This is a genomic window from Escherichia sp. MOD1-EC4550 (assembly GCF_963876935.1).
Classification (GTDB): Bacteria; Pseudomonadota; Gammaproteobacteria; order Enterobacterales; family Enterobacteriaceae; genus Escherichia; species Escherichia coli_F.
This window is the reverse complement of the sequence record NZ_CAWNSE010000012.1, coordinates 13,402-31,488: the sequence shown is the minus strand read 5'-3', so window position 1 is coordinate 31,488 and position 18,087 is coordinate 13,402. Positions and strand designations below refer to the sequence as shown.

Here is an 18,087-nt window from a genome sequence, read left to right as displayed (position 1 = left end):
AGGTTGCTATGCTGTCGCGTCGGGGTCATCGGTTAAGTCGTTTTCGTAAAAATAAACGCCGCCTGCGCGAGCGTTTGCGTCAGCGTATTTTTTTCAGAGATAAAGTGGTGCCGGAAGCAATGGAAAAACCAAGAGTACTCGTACTGACAGGGGCAGGGATTTCTGCGGAATCAGGTATTCGTACCTTTCGCGCCGCAGATGGCCTGTGGGAAGAACATCGGGTTGAAGATGTGGCAACGCCGGAAGGTTTCGATCGCGATCCTGAACTGGTGCAAGAGTTTTATAACGCCCGTCGTCGACAGCTACAGCAGCCAGAAATTCAGCCTAACGCCGCGCATCTTGCGCTAGCTAAACTGCAAGATGCTCTCGGCGATCGCTTTTTGCTGGTGACGCAGAATATCGACAACCTGCATGAACGCGCAGGTAATACCAATGTGATTCATATGCATGGGGAACTGCTGAAAGTTCGCTGTTCGCAAAGTGGTCAGGTTCTCGACTGGACCGGAGACGTTACGCCAGACGATAAATGCCATTGTTGCCAGTTCCCGGCACCCTTGCGTCCGCACGTCGTTTGGTTTGGCGAAATGCCACTCGGCATGGATGAAATTTATATGGCGTTGTCGATGGCCGATATTTTCATTGCCATTGGTACTTCCGGGCATGTTTATCCGGCGGCTGGATTTGTTCACGAAGCGAAACTGCATGGTGCACACACTGTGGAACTCAATCTTGAACCGAGTCAGGTCGGTAATGAATTTGCCGAGAAATATTACGGCCCGGCAAGCCAGATGGTGCCAGAGTTTGTTGAAAAGTTGCTGAAGGGATTATAAATCAGGAGTAATTGCCTGATGCGCTACGCTTATCAGGCCTGCGATGGGGCGCAATGAATTGAATTTGCGGGTGTCGTAGACCAGATAAGGCGTTGACGCCGCATCTGGCATATTTACTGCCTCTTTTAGCGTTTACTCGTCCATAACAGCAACATTAGCCACATCCTTGCTAAATAAAAAACGGGCGGTAATACCACCGCCCGCTTGCTGAATTAACGTCCTGCTTTCAGCTTCTGATAATACTCTTCATAAATGCTGCTGGCTGCGCCAACGTCATTCTGCCATTCGCCATTTTTAATGGTTTCAGCATCCGGGTAGAGCGTTTTATCGTTCGCTATTTCCGGGCTTAACAGCTTACGCGCGGCGAGGTTTGGCGTTGGATAACCGATAGTTTCAGCAACCTGTTTTGCCACATCCGGGCGCAGCAGGAAGTTAATCAATTTCAGCGCGCCTTCTTTGTTTTTGGCATTTGCCGGAATTGCCAGACTGTCCATCCAGAAAATGCCGCCTTCTTTCGGCCACACCACGTCAATTGGCGTACCCGCCTGGCGTGCAACGAAAGCAGAACCGTTCCAGATCATGCCGAGGTTAACTTCGCCTTCCATATACGGGTTAGCTGGGTTATCGGAGTTAAACGCCGCGACGTTTGGCATCAGTTTTTTCAGCTCGTTGTATGCAGCTTCAATCTCTTTCGGATCGGTGGTGTTACCGGAGTAGCCCAGCTTACGCAGCGCCATCTGGAACACTTCACGGGCATCGTCGGTCAGCAGCAGGCTGCCTTTGTACTCAGGTTTCCACAGATCGGCCCAGCTGGTGACAGATTTCGGATCCACCGCATCACCGTTAACGCCAATCGCCGTCGCACCCCAGATATACGGAATGGAATAGTCGTTATTCGGGTCAAACGGCTTGTTGAGCATGTCTGGATCGAGGTTGCTGAAATTGCTTAACTTCGACTTGTCGATCTTCTGGATCATCCCTTCTTTACGCATTTTATCGACGTAATAGGTTGAAGGAACCACCAGGTCATAGGCACCGTCTTTGTACGTTTTCAGCTTCGCGTACATGGTTTCGTTCGACTCGTAAGTCGAATAGATAACCTTAATACCTGTTTCTTTGGTAAACTGTTCAAGCAGTCCTGGCGGCACGTACTCGGTCCAGTTGTAGAAATACAGCGTGTTGTTGTCATCGGCGTGAGCGGCGCTCATGCCCAGTGCCAGAGCACCCGCCGCGAGCAGGTGGCGTGACCATTTTTTCATTTAACGTCCCCTGTGTTACCTTTCGTTTTATCACGAGCAATAAGCTGGCTGGCAATTACCATCACCAGCGACAGCACCAGTAATATGGTTGCCAGCGCGTTAACTTCCGGCGATACGCCGACTTTGACCATCGAATAAATTTTTAACGGCAGAATTTCATAACTCGGCCCGGTGACAAACGAAGAAACCACCACGTCGTCCATCGACAGGGTAAAGCTTAACACCCAGCCCGCCGCTACCGCTGGCATTGCCAGTGGCAGAATGATTTTTCGCAGAATGGTAAATTCGCTGGCACCGAGATCTTTCGCCGCTTCCAGCATTCGCACATCAAAACCTTTCAGGCGCGAATACACCGTCACCACCACAAACGGCAGGCAAAAGGTGATATGCGAGAACAGCAGCGACCAGAAGCCAAGCTGAATACCCAGCAGCATAAACAGCACCAGCAGAGAAATCGCCATCACAATATCTGGTGACATCATCACCACAAACAGCATTCCGCTAACGAACGGCTTACCACGAAAGCGATAACGGTACAACGCAACTGCCGTCAGTGAACCGATAAGCGTAGCAAACGTCGCCGAAAACACCGCCATCGTCAGTGAATGCTGAGCTGCCTGCAACAGACTGTCGTTGTTCATCAGCAGGCTATACCATTTGGTGGTAAAACCCTGCCAGTTGATGCCAAAGCGCGAGCTGTTGAAAGAGTTCACAATCAAAATAATGATTGGGATATACAGGTACGCGTAGATAGCGGTCATAAAACCGCCGCGAAGCAGTCGACCGATCATTCGAGTTCCACCTTCTTATTCAGCAGACGAGAAGCGCGCCAGTAAACCAGCAACATCAGGCCCATTACGATAGTCAGCGTAATGCTGGTGGCTGCACCAAACGGCCAGTCACGAATATTGAGGAACTGGACCTTGATGACGTTACCGATCAGCAGGTTTTTCGCACCGCCCATCAGGTCGGACACATAGAACAGGCCCATCGCTGGCAGCATTACCAGCAGACATCCGGCAATAATTCCCGGCATCGTCAGTGGGATAATGATGCGGATAAAGGTCTGCAACTTGCTGGCACCGAGATCGCGCGCCGCCTCAAGCAACGGCTTATCCAGTTTTTCGATACTGGAGTACAGCGGCATCACCATAAACGGCAGCAGAATGTAAACCAGACCGATTATCACCGCACTGGGCGTGAACATGATGCGAATTGGTGTATCGATAACGCCCAGCCAGAGCAAAAACTCGTTGAGATAGCCTTTGGTGCTGAGGAAAATTTTCAGCCCGTAGATACGAATCAATGAGTTGGTCCAGAACGGAACAATCAGCAGAAACAGCAGCAGCGGACGCACCTTGTGTGGCAGCTTCGCCAGAAACCAGGCAAAGGGATAGCCCAGCACCAGGCAGGCGAGGGTGGCGATCAGCGCCATATTCAGCGAGTGCAATAGCACTTCAAAATAGAGCGGATCGAGCAGACGCGTGTAGTTATCCAGCGTAAAGACCATTTTGACGAAACTGGCGTCGTCGCGGGTCAAAAAGCTGGTGCCAATGATCATCAGGTTGGGCAGAAAGACAAACAACACAAGCCAACCGACAATAGTGACAATCACTACATTCTGGAACTTACTTGTGTTCTTCATCAGCCAGTACGACCTCCCAGCTTTCTACCCAATTAATGGCCATTTTTTGGTCGAGAGAGTGGTCAAAGTCAGGATCGTCTTCATTGAAGAATTCGCTGACCATCACCATCTTGCCATTTTCCAGCTCAACAACCGACTCCAGCGTCATGCCTTTGTAATTACGCTCGCGAACGTAACCAATCAGCCCTTCGGCGTGGTTGTCGTCGTTAATCTCTTCAACACGTAAGTCTTCCGGGCGCAGCAGAACATGCAGTTTTTGCCCCGGTTCAACGCCGAAGTTAACGTAGATATTACACTCGCGGCCTTCAACGTTGGCGCGTACGCGCTGCTCGTCGAGACGTTCGATGACCGTGGCATTAAACATATTGATTTCACCGATAAACCCAGCAACAAACAGGTTTTTCGGCTCTTCGTAGATTTCACGCGGCGTGCCGTCTTGCTCAATGCGACCATCGCGCATCACCACAATCCTGTCCGACATGGTGAGTGCTTCTTCCTGGTCGTGAGTCACGAAGACGAATGTAATGCCAAGCTTACGCTGTAGCGCTTTCAGCTCGTTCTGCATCTGTTTGCGCAGTTTGTAATCCAGCGCTGAGAGCGACTCATCCAGCAACAACAGACGAGGCTTGTTAACCACCGCGCGAGCAATGGCGACGCGTTGCTGTTGACCACCAGAAAGCTGATGCGGTTTACGTTGAGCGAAGGTTTCCAGCTGCACCATCCGCAGGGCTTCCATCACGCGGGGCGTAATTTCAGCAGCGGGGGTTTTTTGCATGCGCAACCCAAAGGCCACATTTTCGAACACGGTCATGTGGGGGAAAAGTGCGTAGCTTTGGAAAACAGTGTTCACATAGCGGTTTTCAGCCGGAACGTGGGTGATGTCCTCGTTATCCAGCATGATGCGTCCGGAATCAACAGTTTCCAGACCTGCGATCAGGCGAAGAACGGTTGTTTTACCGCAGCCAGAAGGGCCAAGCAGCGTGAGGAACTCGCCATTATTGATAGTCAGATCCAGCTGGGGAATGACCTCTTTACCATCAAAGCATTTGCGAATTCCCGCCAATTGCACCAGCGGTGAAAGCGAACTCGGTTGTTTATTCAATTTTTTACTCTGTCCCATGTAAACGCAACGGATGGCTTACCGATGCGGGGTTTGTGGTTAACCACCTTGGTGACTCTTAATGAGGGCGGTAATTCTACGGCAAACCGCTTGAATCGCCAATCTTTGTTGTGAATTACTGGCTTAGCTTTATATTCATTAAGGTAATGCTGATAAATATTCCCGCTTGCAGGGGTAAAAGTGACCTGACGCAATATTTGTCTTTTCTTGCTTCTTAATAATGTTGTCACAAAAAGTGAGGGTGACTACATGGATAAACTACTTGAGCGATTTTTGAACTACGTGTCTCTGGATACCCAATCAAAGGCAGGGGTGAGACAGGTTCCCAGCACGGAAGGCCAATGGAAGTTATTGCATCTGCTGAAAGAGCAGCTCGAAGAGATGGGGCTTATCAATGTGACCTTAAGTGAGAAGGGCACTTTGATGGCGACGTTACCGGCTAACGTCCCTGGCGATATCCCGGCGATTGGCTTTATTTCTCATGTGGATACCTCACCGGATTGCAGCGGCAAAAATGTGAATCCGCAAATTGTTGAAAACTATCGTGGTGGCGATATTGCGCTGGGTATCGGCGATGAAGTTTTATCACCGGTTATGTTCCCGGTGCTGCATCAGCTACTGGGTCAGACGCTGATTACCACCGATGGTAAAACCTTGTTAGGTGCCGATGATAAAGCTGGTATTGCAGAAATCATGACCGCGCTGGCGGTATTACAACAAAAAAACATTCCGCATGGTGATATTCGTGTCGCCTTTACCCCGGATGAAGAAGTGGGCAAAGGGGCGAAACATTTTGATGTTGACGCCTTCGATGCCCGCTGGGCTTACACCGTTGATGGTGGTGGCGTAGGCGAACTGGAGTTTGAAAACTTCAACGCCGCGTCGGTCAATATCAAAATTGTCGGTAACAATGTTCACCCGGGCACGGCGAAAGGAGTGATGGTAAATGCGCTTTCGCTGGCGGCACGTATTCATGCGGAAGTTCCGGCAAATGAAAGCCCGGAAATGACAGAAGGCTATGAAGGTTTCTATCACCTGGCGAGCATGAAAGGCACCGTTGAACGGGCCGATATGCACTACATCATTCGTGATTTCGACCGTAAACAGTTTGAAGCGCGTAAACGTAAAATGATGGAGATCGCCAAAAAAGTGGGCAAAGGGTTACATCCTGATTGCTACATTGAACTGGTGATTGAAGACAGTTACTACAATATGCGCGAGAAAGTGGTTGAGCATCCGCATATTCTCGATATCGCTCAGCAGGCGATGCGTGACTGCGATATTGAGCCGGAACTGAAACCGATCCGCGGTGGTACCGACGGCGCGCAGTTGTCGTTTATGGGATTACCGTGTCCGAACCTGTTCACTGGCGGTTACAACTACCATGGTAAGCATGAATTTGTGACTCTGGAAGGTATGGAAAAAGCGGTGCAGGTGATCGTCCGTATTGCCGAGTTAACGGCGCAACGGAAGTAGCGAAAAGGGATGCGGCATGTGATGCCGCATCCAGCTTAACTTCAAACTTACCCTTCGAAGAACCAATACCCGCTATTGACCAGCGCCGCGAGCATCGCGAGGAATGACGGATCTTCCAGCGCATCGCCAAAATTCTCCGCGGTCAGCGCAATGTTGCTGGCGAGCGCATCCAGTGCCGGACGGTGCGGGGAATCGATCTTCTCACCATTGGCATACACGTCGTCGCCAATGCGCAATACGCGCAGACCACCCAGACGCACCAGCACATCACCTTGTTTCAGCGCATCGTAGATTTCATCCGGCTGATAAGGCGGCTCTGGCGGCGCGATATCCAGTTCATGGCGTGACTGGGATATAAACTCGCCAAACCATTGCTTAAAGTGTTCCGGCTGGTTGATCAATTCGAGCATCATCTCACGCAGTTTATCCATCTCTTGCGGCAGAACGTCCGCAGGATGAGCGCGAGGTGGAACATCAGGATCGCTGTAGTAGTTGCCGCCCAGTTCACGTTGCAGCACATAATCGGCAAATCCGCTAATCAGTTCCCGCGTATTTGGCGCGCGAAAACCCACGGAATAGTTCATCGCATTTTCCAGCGCGTAGCCTTCATGCGGGAATCCTGGCGGAATATAAAGGATATCGCCAGGCTCCAGCTCTTCATCGATGATGGCTTCGAACGGATCGACCTGTAACAGATCCGGGTGCGGGCAGTGCTGTTTCATTTGCAGCTTTTCGCCCACTCGCCAGCGACGACGTCCGGTACCCTGAATGATAAACACGTCGTACTGATCGAGATGTGGGCCGACGCCGCCGCCAGGTACGGAAAAAGAGATCATCAGGTCATCAATACGCCAGTCTGGTAGTTCACGGAACGGCCGCATCAGCGAGGCGGTCGGCTCATGCCAGTGGTTCACTGCCTGTACCAGTAACGACCAGTTGGTTTCACCGAGATGATCGTAGCTTTCGAACGGGCCGTGGCTGACCAGCCATTTGCCATCCTGGTGACTGACCAGTCGACTGTCGACTTCGCTTTCCATCGCCAGACCCGCCAACTCGTCTGGAGAGATCGGGTCAATAAAATTATTAAAGCCGCGTTTTAACACCACCGGGCGTTTCTGCCAGTGACGTTCAAGAAAATCGGGCCAGTTAAGAGTGAGTTGGTATTCCATGTTAAGCATCCACAGGCTGGTATCTGCAACCGATTATAACGGATGCTTAACGTAATGCGTGAAGTATGGACATATTTATTCATCTTTCGGCGCAGAATGCTGGCGACCAAAAATCACCTCCATCCGCGCACCGCCCAGCATGCTCTCTCCGGCGACGATTTTACCCTCATACTGCTCGGTGATTTCGCGGGCTACCGCCAGCCCTACACCTTGCCCAGGGCGTAAAGTATCAACCCGTAGACCACGGTCGAAAATGACCTCTCGCTTGCTTAATGGAATACCGGGGCCATCATCCTCGACCACAATATAGAGATGCTCGTCGGTTTGCCTTGCAGAAATTTCGACAAACTCGAGGCAATATTTACAGGCGTTATCCAGCACATTGCCCATCACCTCGACAAAATCGTTCTGCTCACCAACAAAACTGATCTCTGGTGAAATATCGAGAGAGATATTGACCCCTTTGCGTTGATACACTTTGTTCAGCGCCGAAGTGAGATTGTCCAACAGAGGGGCGACCGGATGCAGCTCGCGGCTAAGCAATGTCCCACCGCGCATACTGGCACGATGCAGGTAGTAGCCAATTTGCTGTGAAATGCGGCTGATTTGCTCCAGCATCACCGGCTCTGCATCACTGACGCTCATCTTCTCACTACGCAGAGAACGCAGCGTACTTTGCAGCACCGCCAGTGGCGTTTTCAGACTATGGGTCAGGTCGGTGAGCGTCGTACGATATTTGTCGTAACGTTCGCGTTCACTTTTTAACAGTCGGTTCAGGTTTCGTACCAGACTGGTCAGTTCTCGTGTTGTGGCAGGATTGAGCAATTCACGGTTATGCTCTTCCAGTTCGCGGACTTCTTTTGCCAGGGCCTCGATGGGACGTAAACTCCACCAGGCGGCTACCCACAGCAGCGGGATCACTAACAGCAGATTGGCTGAGAGCACATAGATAAACCAGCTCCAGACCATATAGGAACTTTTTAGCTCCACCGGAATGGTATCCACCACTACAATGGTTAACTTTGGCATCCGCGATGTTGCCGGATAGACGTTTACCGCCACCGAGTGGGTCATCTCCGCGTCGTCATCATCTTCCCGCACTTCCTGCAACTGTTGCTGCATAGAGTGATCTCCACTCAGTAACAGGCTAGTGTCGTTAACATCCGCTTCAATTTCATGAAAACCATTCGATTTCAGCCAGTCAGGCTGGATCATTTTCATCAGCCAGGGCACGTCACGTTGCGCCCATAAAAGCTGCCCGTTCTCATCATAAATTAGCGTCATGGTGGGGCTTTGCTTGTCGATATTTTCGGGTAACTCGACATGCAATTTATTATTTTCCCACTTCGCAAGGGTATAGAACAGATTGCTCTCGCCACGTAACAGCCGAAACGTGGTTTTATCGAAACTGACGCTATAACCGATCAGCGCAACCATTCCGTAGGCAAGCGAAAGCACCAATACTACTGCTGCCGTTGCTAACAGAAAACGTACCCGCAGCGAGAGCGGGAAAAAAAGACGCAGTAATTTTTTCATCAGCGCAATTCGAACAGATAGCCCTGGCCGCGAACGGTGGTAATCACTTCTTGCGGATATTGTGCCTGAATTTTTTTGCGCAGACGTCCCATCAGTACATCAATGGTATGGCTTTCCCGCAGCTCCGCATCCGGGTAGAGTTGTAGCATTAACGAATCTTTGCTGACCACTTTGCCATTATTGCGTATCAACGTTTCCATAATGGTGTATTCGAACGCGGTCAGTTTGATCACTTCGTCATTAATAGATAATTCACGGCGGGAGAGATCAACCTGAAACGGTGGTAGCGAAATGACCTGTGAAGCCAGACCGCTATTACGCCGCATTAATGCCTGCATTCGCGCCATCACCTCTTCAATATGAAACGGTTTAGTCACGTAATCATCAGCACCGGCACTTAATACTTCGACTTTGTCCTGCCAGCTTTCACGGGCGGTTAATACCAGAATCGGCAGTGAAACATCATTGCTACGCCAGCGGCGAATCAGTGACAGACCGTCCTCGTCAGGCAAACCGAGATCGACAATCGCAATATCCGGTAAATGCTCATTGAGATAATAATCGGCTTCTTTGGCATCTTCTGCGTCATCGACCTGATGACCAGCATCCTGAATCTGAACTTTAAGATGGTGACGTAACAACGCATTGTCTTCAACAACCAGTACGCGCATTTTTCATTCTCCCTGTTTTAATTATTAAAATAGTGTAACGCGATTATGTCGTTATGGGGGTAAACATTAAATAAACCAGCGGGGAGGGGAGGTAAAGAGAAAAAATAAAAAGCGGATAATCTTAATAAGCAGGCCGGACAGCATCGCCATCCGGCACTGATTTGAGGCTTATTTCAGCTCATCAACCATGGTGATGGCGCGACCAATGTAGTTTGCCGGCGTCATCGCTTTCAGGCGGGCTTTCTCTTCTTCTGGCAGCGCCAGACCGTCGATAAATTGCTTCATGCCTTCGGCGTCAACGCGCTTACCGCGAGTCAGCTCTTTCAGCTTCTCGTACGGTTTTTCGATGCCATAGCGACGCATAACTGTCTGGATTGGCTCAGCCAGCACTTCCCAGTTGTGATCCAGTTCCTCCAGAAGATGGTCACGGTTCACTTCCAGTTTGCTCACGCCTTTCAGGGTGGATTGATACGCAATCAGCGCATAACCGATACCCACGCCGAGGTTACGCAGCACGGTGGAGTCGGTCAGGTCACGCTGCCAGCGGGAAACCGGCAGTTTGCTTGCCAGGTGCTGCAACACCGCGTTAGAAAGCCCCAGATTACCTTCGGAGTTTTCGAAGTCGATTGGGTTAACCTTGTGCGGCATAGTGGAAGAACCAATCTCACCAGCAATGGTTTTCTGCTTGAAGTGGTTAAGGGCGATATAACCCCAGACGTCACGGTCGAAGTCGATCAGAATGGTGTTGAAACGCGCAACGCAATCAAACAGCTCGGCGATGTAGTCGTGCGGTTCGATCTGGGTAGTGTAAGGGTTCCACTGAATACCCAGCGAGGTGACGAACTCTTCGCTGAACTGATGCCAGTCAACTTCCGGGTAAGCCGCGATGTGGGCATTATAGTTGCCGACAGCGCCGTTGATTTTGCCGAGGATCTCCACCTGATTAAGCTGGCGGTACTGACGTTCCATGCGGTAGGCAACGTTTGCCATCTCTTTACCGATGGTTGACGGCGTGGCTGGCTGACCGTGGGTACGGGACAGCAGCGGGATATCGCGATACTGAACGGCGAGATCTTTAATGCCATCAATCAGTTGACGCCAGTATGGCAGGATCACTTCATCACGCGCGGTTTTCAGCATCAACGCGTGGGAGAGGTTATTGATATCTTCCGAAGTACAGGCAAAGTGGATGAATTCAGAAACTGCGTGCAGTTCCGGGATATCGGCCACTTTTTCTTTCAGGAAATACTCAACCGCTTTAACGTCGTGGTTAGTGGTACGCTCGATGGTTTTGATGCGTGCTGCATCTTCTTCGCTGAAACTGGCGACAATTGTATCAAGGTAACCGATTGCGTCGGCAGCAAAAGCAGGAACTTCCTTGATCGCTGCGTGCGCGGCCAGTTTTTGCAGCCAACGTACTTCAACTTGTACACGGAATTTCAGCAAACCATATTCGCTGAAAATCCCGCGCAGCGCGCTGACTTTATCGCCGTAGCGTCCATCGACAGGGGAAACGGCGGTCAGTGAGGATAATTCCATAGATCACAACTCCGGGGTTAAATGAGCAAGAATTTGTTTTGCCTGAGTGGTCAGGCGATTACGAGAAAACATCAGTTGTAGCCGTCCGCCGCCGACCTGGTGCCAGAGCACGGCGGCGCGAATGCCTGCCAGCAGGGTGGCGCGGACTTTCGCCTGCACCTGTGGGCTTTGCAGTACAGCAGGAGATCCGGTGACCTGAATGCGCGGGCCTAGCGGGCTAATCACATCAACATAAATAGCGGCCATCGCGCTCATCAGCGTTTCGGACTGTAGATCGAAGTGTTCGAGCTGACGTTGCAGGCCGTTGATGCGGTTGCCCAGAGTGTCGAGCGCACCTTTCGCTGAGGAAAGTTTGCGCTCAAGCACCATCAGGCTAAGGGTGTAGCGGGTTAACTCAGCATTTAAGCCCTGGCGACTGCTGGCGTTGAGCACGCCGAGCAATGTTTCCAGCCCGACGCGCAGGTTAGCTTCGCTGCCACCAAAAACCGCCAGCGTGGAGCTGGGGTTCATATCGATAATACTGTTGAGTGAGACGTGTAGCGCATCGGCATCACAATGCCCCTGGTGAGCGAGTTGTTGCACCAGGCGTGCCGACTGACAAATTCCGGCCAGGGCGAGGGTGATGTCATAGTAATTCTTTGCCACGTTCACTGCTTCCTTGTTTAAGTAAAGATAATAATCAGACCGGCAGCGGCAGACGCTGCTCAATAATACCGCCACCGAGGCACACTTCACCGTTATAGAAGACGGCAGACTGGCCCGGCGTCACGGCGGCAACGGGTTCATCAAAAATCACTTCAATGCGATCGTCGTCCAGCGCCTTGACGGTGCATGGGATGTCGGTCTGGCGATAGCGGTTTTTTACCGTGCAACGCATAGTGCCGGTGAATGGCTCACGATCGACCCAGTGCAGCTGCTGGGCAATCAGACCGACAGACATCAGACGCGGGTGTTCATGGCCCTGCGCAACAATCAGAATGTTGTTTTCGACGTCTTTATCGACCACATACCACGGTTCTTCAGTGCCTTCTTTGGTGCCACCAATACCCAAACCTTTACGCTGACCGAGGGTGTGATACATCAGACCCTGGTGCTCGCCAATTTCATCGCCATCGACGGTAATGATTTTGCCCGGTTGCGCCGGGAGATAACGGCCCAGGAACTCGCGGAATTTACGCTCGCCGATAAAGCAGATCCCGGTAGAATCTTTTTTCTTCGCGGTAACCAGACCGAGATCTTCTGCAATCTTACGCACCTGCGGTTTTTCCAGTTCGCCGACCGGGAACAGGCTTTGCGCAATCTGCTCATGGCTGAGCGTATAAAGGAAGTAGCTCTGGTCTTTATTGCTGTCCAGACCACGCAGCAGGCGGCTCTTGCCATCGACATCTGCCCGACGTACGTAATGACCGGTAGCGATATAATCGGCACCTAAATCTTCAGCGGCAAATTCGAGGAAAGCTTTAAATTTGATCTCTTTGTTGCACAGAATATCCGGATTCGGCGTGCGACCGGCTTTATATTCGGCAAGGAACAGTTCGAAGACGTTGTCCCAGTACTCGGCAGCAAAGTTAACGGTGTGCAGTTCAATGCCGAGCTTGTCGCAGACAGCCTGGGCATCAGCCAGATCCGCTGCCGCTGTGCAATATTCCTCACCGTCGTCTTCTTCCCAGTTCTTCATAAACAGGCCTTCGACCTGATATCCCTGTTGTTGCAACAGCCAGGCAGAAACGGAGGAATCGACACCGCCGGACATGCCGACGATTACTTTTTTTGCGGTTTCAGACATTGGATCACTCACGACATTGAACTTCAAGGCGGCGTATTCTATCACGCAGCCTTTTAGATGACACCCTTTGTAAAAGGCCAGTTAAAATCGCCAATCATCTCCAGCGGATAGCGTTGCCCACTTTGATAACAACGAATACTTTCCGCCACCAGCGGCGAGCGCAGATTTGAGGCCTGTAAAATCTCATCGGCGCTGACCCAACGACAGCAGTCGATATCGCTGTCATGGGGCTGGGTTGGACATATTTGCTCAAGCTCAATGGCAAACAGGAAGCGCAAAAACGGCGTTTTATCCGGCGCAATCCACTGATGCATGCGGATAAAATGTTGCGGTTGCGCGCTGATGCCCGTCTCTTCCCACAGCTCACGGGTGGCGGCTTCCACTAAGGTTTCATCTGCTTCCAGATGCCCGGCGGGCTGGTTCCATAACGCTTTACCATTAATCGTCTCTTCAACGATTAAAAATTTGCCCTCTGCGTGCACCACGCAAGCAACGGTAACGTGCGGTTTAAACATTTTGCATCCTTAATCTGTCGCTTCTCGCCATTCGCCATTGGCAAGATTATCCAAAGAGTAATCCCCCATCGCATAGCGAATCAGTCGCAGCGTGGGGAAACCAACATGGGCGGTCATGCGGCGCACCTGGCGATTACGTCCTTCATATAAGGTGATCTTAAGCCAGCTGGTGGGAATACTTTTTCGTTCACGAATTGGCGGATTACGGGGCCATAACCATTCCGGCTCCTCAACCATCTCCGCACCTGCGGGCAGGGTAGGGCCATCATTTAAGGTTACGCCATTGCGCAACGCTTCAAGGGCGTCTTGTGTGGGAATACCTTCTACCTGTACATAATAGATTTTCCCGGTACGTTTACCCGGCTGGGTTAAACGCGCCTGCAAAGCGCCGTTATTGGTCAGTACCAGTAACCCTTCGCTGTCGCGGTCGAGACGACCTGCCGCATACACTCCCTGAACCGGGATGAATTCTTTTAATGTTTTGCGTCCGGCTTCATCGGTGAACTGCGGAAGAACATCGTAGGGTTTATTGAACAGGATCACACGCGTGGGCTGGTTTTCAGGTTTTCGCCTGGTAGAACGTTGCGAGCTGAATCGCTTAACCTGGTGATTTCTAAAAGAAGTTTTTTGCATGGTATTTTCAGAGATTATGAATTGCCGCATTATAGCCTAATAACGCGCATCTTTCATGACGGCAAACAATAGGGTAGTATTGACAAGCCAATTACAAATCATTAACAAAAAATTGCTCTAAAGCATCCGTATCGCAGGACGCAAACGCATATGCAACGTGGTGGCAGACGAGCAAACCAGTAGCGCTCGAAGGAGAGGTGAATGGAAAGTAAAGTAGTTGTTCCGGCACAAGGCAAGAAGATCACCCTGCAAAACGGCAAACTCAACGTTCCTGAAAATCCGATTATCCCTTACATTGAAGGTGATGGAATCGGTGTAGATGTAACCCCAGCCATGCTGAAAGTGGTCGACGCTGCAGTCGAGAAAGCCTATAAAGGCGAGCGTAAAATCTCCTGGATGGAAATTTACACCGGTGAAAAATCCACACAGGTTTATGGTCAGGACGTCTGGCTGCCTGCTGAAACCCTTGATCTGATTCGTGAATATCGCGTTGCCATTAAAGGCCCTCTGACCACTCCGGTTGGCGGCGGTATTCGTTCTCTCAACGTAGCTCTGCGCCAGGAACTGGATCTCTACATCTGCCTGCGTCCGGTACGTTACTATCAGGGCACCCCAAGCCCGGTTAAACACCCTGAACTGACCGATATGGTTATCTTCCGTGAAAACTCGGAAGATATTTATGCGGGTATCGAATGGAAAGCTGACTCTGCCGACGCTGAGAAAGTGATTAAATTCCTGCGTGAAGAGATGGGCGTGAAGAAAATTCGCTTCCCGGAACATTGCGGTATCGGTATCAAGCCGTGTTCGGAAGAAGGCACCAAACGTCTGGTTCGTGCCGCGATCGAATACGCAATTGCTAACGACCGTGACTCTGTGACCCTGGTGCACAAAGGCAACATCATGAAGTTCACCGAAGGCGCGTTTAAAGACTGGGGTTACCAGCTGGCGCGTGAAGAGTTTGGCGGTGAACTGATCGACGGCGGCCCGTGGCTGAAAGTCAAAAACCCGAACACCGGCAAAGAGATCGTCATTAAAGACGTGATTGCTGACGCATTCCTGCAACAGATCCTGCTGCGTCCGGCTGAATACGACGTTATCGCCTGTATGAACCTCAACGGTGACTACATTTCTGATGCTCTGGCAGCGCAGGTTGGCGGTATCGGTATCGCCCCAGGCGCAAACATCGGTGACGAATGCGCGCTGTTTGAAGCCACCCACGGTACTGCGCCGAAGTATGCTGGTCAGGACAAAGTTAACCCAGGCTCTATCATCCTCTCCGCTGAGATGATGCTGCGCCATATGGGTTGGACTGAAGCAGCTGATCTGATTGTTAAAGGTATGGAAGGCGCAATCAATGCCAAGACCGTAACCTATGACTTCGAGCGTCTGATGGAAGGCGCTAAACTGCTGAAATGTTCAGAGTTTGGTGACGCGATCATCAAGAATATGTAATCACTACATGTGTTAAATATTGAAACGGGCGTATAACACGCCCGTTGTTTTTTGTTAGCATGCTAACGGTTATCAAAATTTTATCAAAACTCCCCTGCTAGTTTGGGGTAGTGTGGTCTGTCCAATGACTGCTCTACTGCCTAAGTCCCTATTCTCTTTTCTTTTAAACTGCGGTAAAGACCGGAATGCAACGGATCTGTATTAATAAAATAATAATGATCTCCCGTCTGGCGTTTAATGGCACGACGGTTATGCTCCCTGTTTGCTGACAGGCCCCGGCGCTGTGCGAGTTAAATAAACAGGTCTGCAGCTCTCCAGGGGGAGCCGTGGGCAAACACGGCACGATCCGGAATATCAACCCCCCTGAGAAAAAGGATTGTATTATATGGTAACACCATGCCGCATTAACGCGGCTGTGACACTGTCCCAGCTCCTGCAGAGCCAGGAAAGTTGCAGGACTCATCTGCGGGAGATGATAAATTTAATTCACAGAAATACGGACTGTAGCACGATGAGTTCTGACCAGATTAACGAACTGGCGGCTGTCATGGCGACCGCACTGCAGCCAAATCAGATGGCTAAACTGCCGGATAATCCAGACATGCCTAGGGCGCGTGGTCTGCAAATTCCTGAGTCGTTCAGTTTTAGTTTTTCCGACCACACCATTACCTTCACCAACACGCATATGGATTTTAATGGGGACAATTGCGTGAATATTATGGTCAGCAAGGATGGGAGGAGTGCCTGTGGCTATGCTGATTGTTATCTGTTTAACGCCTTTGTCACAACACTGGTCTCACGCAGTCGCCAGCCCGGAATAGATGATTTCAGCCCTTCTATCACTGAAGAAAAACAACGGGAAGGAGTGAATTACATGCTAACGCCATGCTACTCCAACCTCGCCATGGGCGCGACATTGCCCCGGCCCCTGCTGCTGCTCCAGAGCAGCGAGAAAATTCTGAATCAGATGAAAAATTTAATCATCGAGAATACGGACGAGGCTAACGAACTGGTAGTTGCCATGACGAATGCACTGTTTACGTACCGGGCGGAGGTGGGGGCTGACCCGCAACTCACTAAGCTTTTCACTGAGCCGTTCAAGTTTAGTTTCTGTTTTTCCGGCCACACCATCACCTTCACGAAAACTATTAGTAATAGCAAATTAGTGAATATTGATGTCAGTGATGGCAGTGTGAAGGTCTGTGGAAGTGTGGATAGTGCCCGATTTCACGCCATTGCCGCGACACTGTTGTCACATAACCAGCCAGAATCACTTGATTTCAGGTCCTCCCTCTCCGCACTGTCGGAAGAAAACCTGAGTGCGAAACATGAGACAGTCCCGCAACGTCGCGTCAGGGTAAGGTCGAAAGTTGCCATAAAGCTCCCCATTCCCTACGAGGTTATCCGGAAATGGTCGATGATGACCTCGGATGAGCGGCGCAACGTCGATTTCAATAAGTGGTGTGAGAGCCACAACATCCGGCCGTGCACAGCACGTCATTACCTGAATTTGAGCAAGGACGGATTAACCTGGGTGGGCCGAGCGAAGCTGAACAAACCAGAGAAATGGAACAGAGTTACCAAAAATCTCGTCCGGGAATGGTCGAAGATGCCCCAGGTTCAGCGGGAAAAGATCAAGGGTGTTAAGGGGTTTTGTACTGACCACAGCATTAATATATTCACTGCCAGAAAATACATGACAGAGAATGGGCTTACCGAAAGGGGCAAGAGCAGGATAAAGAAAGGTTCGTAAGGATCCGGTAAATTCGCGTTACATAATCATCAGCCCCTTAAATCGAAATCATAGTGGAGGGGCTTTTTTGAATAAATCGTACTTTTACTGAGTTTAAGGATCAGACCATACATCATCTGCCAACACGGCTCGTCCCGTTACAAAGCAAAAGTTAGAATCACCAACTGGCACATCAATAACAGAGCTCTTATCAACCGAGGCCCCTCCCTGTCTGGTTGCACGAGGAGGTGATTTCGGATTGGTATAAGTCAGCAATGCCTTCTTCCCAAGGGCGACCTCAGCATTCAGCGTAACGGATGTAGAGGTGTAGCCGGATTAATCCGGCAAACCCATCAAAAAATCAGGACAGCAGCAGACGGAGTTTACGCCTCTCGGCTCTGTTACGAGCAGCTGCGCCGTGTGAAAATCAGCGCGCTCATCCCACCCCAAAAAGGAGCGGGTTACTGGTCCGGTGAGTATTCCGACCGTAACTGTGCAGTCGCGTATCAGCGATTGACCGAGGGTAATTCCCGGTGAAAATGGACAAAAGATTACAATCGTTGCTCAATAGCGGAAACGGCAATGTACAGGGTAAAACAGTTATTCTGAGGTTCTCTGATGTTGCTAGATTATGATCGGCCGGTTGCAGAGGCTTTGGTCATGGTGCATACGCTGAACATAATGACGAAGGTAGGTATGCCAGAAAGTGTTCATACTGCCTGAA

The 18,087-nt window shown here is 50.7% G+C and carries 16 protein-coding genes and 1 pseudogene; 5 read left to right on the top strand and 12 right to left on the bottom strand.

What is annotated here, in order from left to right; all coding sequences use genetic code 11:
• Positions 1–8 precede the first annotated feature (8 nt).
• Positions 9–830 carry a Sir2 family NAD+-dependent deacetylase gene (gene cobB, locus AACU19_RS07485; protein WP_105278038.1) on the top strand — a complete coding sequence of 274 codons (822 nt, stop codon included), beginning with the start codon at positions 9–11 and terminating at the stop codon, positions 828–830.
• A gap of 212 nt (positions 831–1,042) precedes the next feature.
• Here cobB and potD read toward each other — a convergent pair whose 3' ends face one another.
• From potD to potA, 4 genes are read right to left on the bottom strand one after another with little or no spacing between them, the layout of a single operon-like run.
• Positions 1,043–2,089 carry a spermidine/putrescine ABC transporter substrate-binding protein PotD gene (gene potD, locus AACU19_RS07480; protein ID WP_000759307.1) on the bottom strand — a complete coding sequence of 349 codons (1,047 nt, stop codon included), beginning with the start codon at positions 2,087–2,089 and terminating at the stop codon, positions 1,043–1,045.
• Complete coding sequence (gene potC / locus AACU19_RS07475; RefSeq protein ID WP_000580316.1) at positions 2,086–2,880, bottom strand: spermidine/putrescine ABC transporter permease PotC; 795 nt, start codon at positions 2,878–2,880, stop codon at positions 2,086–2,088. The genes potD and potC overlap by 4 nt, the downstream gene beginning before the upstream one ends.
• Positions 2,877–3,734, bottom strand: a complete 858-nt coding sequence (gene potB / locus AACU19_RS07470; RefSeq protein WP_000799401.1) for a spermidine/putrescine ABC transporter permease PotB — start codon at positions 3,732–3,734, stop codon at positions 2,877–2,879. The genes potC and potB overlap by 4 nt, the downstream gene beginning before the upstream one ends.
• Positions 3,718–4,854, bottom strand: a complete 1,137-nt coding sequence (gene potA, locus AACU19_RS07465) for a spermidine/putrescine ABC transporter ATP-binding protein PotA (protein WP_000531596.1) — start codon at positions 4,852–4,854, stop codon at positions 3,718–3,720. Before potA ends, potB begins: the two co-directional genes overlap by 17 nt.
• A gap of 249 nt (positions 4,855–5,103) precedes the next feature.
• Between potA and pepT the strand changes: the two genes are divergently transcribed.
• A complete protein-coding gene (pepT, locus tag AACU19_RS07460) occupies positions 5,104–6,330 on the top strand; it encodes a peptidase T (protein WP_000359451.1) in 1,227 nt (408 codons plus the stop codon).
• 47 nt (positions 6,331–6,377) lie between these two features.
• Here the strand turns inward: pepT and roxA are convergent, their stop codons facing one another.
• From roxA to rluE, 8 genes are all read right to left on the bottom strand, one after another.
• Complete coding sequence (gene roxA / locus AACU19_RS07455; protein ID WP_105278037.1) at positions 6,378–7,499, bottom strand: [50S ribosomal protein L16]-arginine 3-hydroxylase; 1,122 nt, start codon at positions 7,497–7,499, stop codon at positions 6,378–6,380.
• Between the two features lie 75 nt (positions 7,500–7,574).
• Positions 7,575–9,035 carry a two-component system sensor histidine kinase PhoQ gene (gene phoQ / locus AACU19_RS07450; protein WP_105278036.1) on the bottom strand — a complete coding sequence of 487 codons (1,461 nt, stop codon included), beginning with the start codon at positions 9,033–9,035 and terminating at the stop codon, positions 7,575–7,577.
• Complete coding sequence (phoP, locus tag AACU19_RS07445) at positions 9,035–9,706, bottom strand: two-component system response regulator PhoP (protein WP_001265481.1); 672 nt, start codon at positions 9,704–9,706, stop codon at positions 9,035–9,037. Before phoP ends, phoQ begins: the two co-directional genes overlap by 1 nt.
• A gap of 168 nt (positions 9,707–9,874) precedes the next feature.
• Positions 9,875–11,245: an adenylosuccinate lyase gene (purB, locus tag AACU19_RS07440; RefSeq protein WP_000423751.1), complete on the bottom strand. Its 1,371-nt coding sequence runs from the start codon at positions 11,243–11,245 to the stop codon at positions 9,875–9,877.
• Between the two features lie 3 nt (positions 11,246–11,248).
• On the bottom strand, positions 11,249–11,890 hold the full coding sequence (hflD, locus tag AACU19_RS07435; RefSeq protein ID WP_001297479.1) for a high frequency lysogenization protein HflD: 642 nt from the start codon (positions 11,888–11,890) through the stop codon (positions 11,249–11,251).
• Between the two features lie 34 nt (positions 11,891–11,924).
• Entirely contained in the window at positions 11,925–13,031 is a 1,107-nt protein-coding gene (gene mnmA / locus AACU19_RS07430; protein ID WP_105278035.1) for a tRNA 2-thiouridine(34) synthase MnmA, read from the bottom strand.
• A 53-nt stretch (positions 13,032–13,084) separates the two neighbouring features.
• Entirely contained in the window at positions 13,085–13,546 is a 462-nt protein-coding gene (gene nudJ, locus AACU19_RS07425) for a phosphatase NudJ (RefSeq protein WP_000476078.1), read from the bottom strand.
• A gap of 9 nt (positions 13,547–13,555) precedes the next feature.
• Positions 13,556–14,209 carry a 23S rRNA pseudouridine(2457) synthase RluE gene (gene rluE / locus AACU19_RS07420; RefSeq protein WP_001248699.1) on the bottom strand — a complete coding sequence of 218 codons (654 nt, stop codon included), beginning with the start codon at positions 14,207–14,209 and terminating at the stop codon, positions 13,556–13,558.
• Between the two features lie 171 nt (positions 14,210–14,380).
• On the opposite strand from rluE, the gene icd reads away from it, so the two are divergent.
• From icd to AACU19_RS07405, 3 genes and pseudogenes are all read left to right on the top strand, one after another.
• Positions 14,381–15,631, top strand: coding sequence for an NADP-dependent isocitrate dehydrogenase (gene icd / locus AACU19_RS07415; RefSeq protein WP_000444487.1), 1,251 nt, complete (start codon positions 14,381–14,383; stop codon positions 15,629–15,631).
• 385 nt (positions 15,632–16,016) lie between these two features.
• Positions 16,017–17,384, top strand: coding sequence for a hypothetical protein (locus AACU19_RS07410; protein ID WP_000258473.1), 1,368 nt, complete (start codon positions 16,017–16,019; stop codon positions 17,382–17,384).
• 312 nt (positions 17,385–17,696) lie between these two features.
• Positions 17,697–18,086: pseudogene (locus tag AACU19_RS07405) on the top strand (IS5/IS1182 family transposase); the annotation flags it as partial.
• Position 18,087 lies beyond the last annotated feature (1 nt).

Bases quoted from the DNA above. Each gene is read 5' to 3' on its own strand.
- phoP (WP_001265481.1), bottom strand. From the start codon at position 9,706: ATGCGCGTACTGGTTGTTGAAGACAATGCGTTGTTACGTCACCATCTT.
- roxA (WP_105278037.1), bottom strand. From the start codon at position 7,499: ATGGAATACCAACTCACTCTTAACTGGCCCGATTTTCTTGAACGTCAC.
- AACU19_RS07410 (WP_000258473.1), top strand. From the start codon at position 16,017: ATGGTAACACCATGCCGCATTAACGCGGCTGTGACACTGTCCCAGCTC.
- potC (WP_000580316.1), bottom strand. From the start codon at position 2,880: ATGATCGGTCGACTGCTTCGCGGCGGTTTTATGACCGCTATCTACGCG.
- rluE (WP_001248699.1), bottom strand. From the start codon at position 14,209: ATGCGGCAATTCATAATCTCTGAAAATACCATGCAAAAAACTTCTTTT.
- potA (WP_000531596.1), bottom strand. From the start codon at position 4,854: ATGGGACAGAGTAAAAAATTGAATAAACAACCGAGTTCGCTTTCACCG.
- phoQ (WP_105278036.1), bottom strand. From the start codon at position 9,035: ATGAAAAAATTACTGCGTCTTTTTTTCCCGCTCTCGCTGCGGGTACGT.
- purB (WP_000423751.1), bottom strand. From the start codon at position 11,245: ATGGAATTATCCTCACTGACCGCCGTTTCCCCTGTCGATGGACGCTAC.
- nudJ (WP_000476078.1), bottom strand. From the start codon at position 13,546: ATGTTTAAACCGCACGTTACCGTTGCTTGCGTGGTGCACGCAGAGGGC.
- potB (WP_000799401.1), bottom strand. From the start codon at position 3,734: ATGAAGAACACAAGTAAGTTCCAGAATGTAGTGATTGTCACTATTGTC.
- cobB (WP_105278038.1), top strand. From the start codon at position 9: ATGCTGTCGCGTCGGGGTCATCGGTTAAGTCGTTTTCGTAAAAATAAA.
- mnmA (WP_105278035.1), bottom strand. From the start codon at position 13,031: ATGTCTGAAACCGCAAAAAAAGTAATCGTCGGCATGTCCGGCGGTGTC.
- icd (WP_000444487.1), top strand. From the start codon at position 14,381: ATGGAAAGTAAAGTAGTTGTTCCGGCACAAGGCAAGAAGATCACCCTG.
- pepT (WP_000359451.1), top strand. From the start codon at position 5,104: ATGGATAAACTACTTGAGCGATTTTTGAACTACGTGTCTCTGGATACC.
- potD (WP_000759307.1), bottom strand. From the start codon at position 2,089: ATGAAAAAATGGTCACGCCACCTGCTCGCGGCGGGTGCTCTGGCACTG.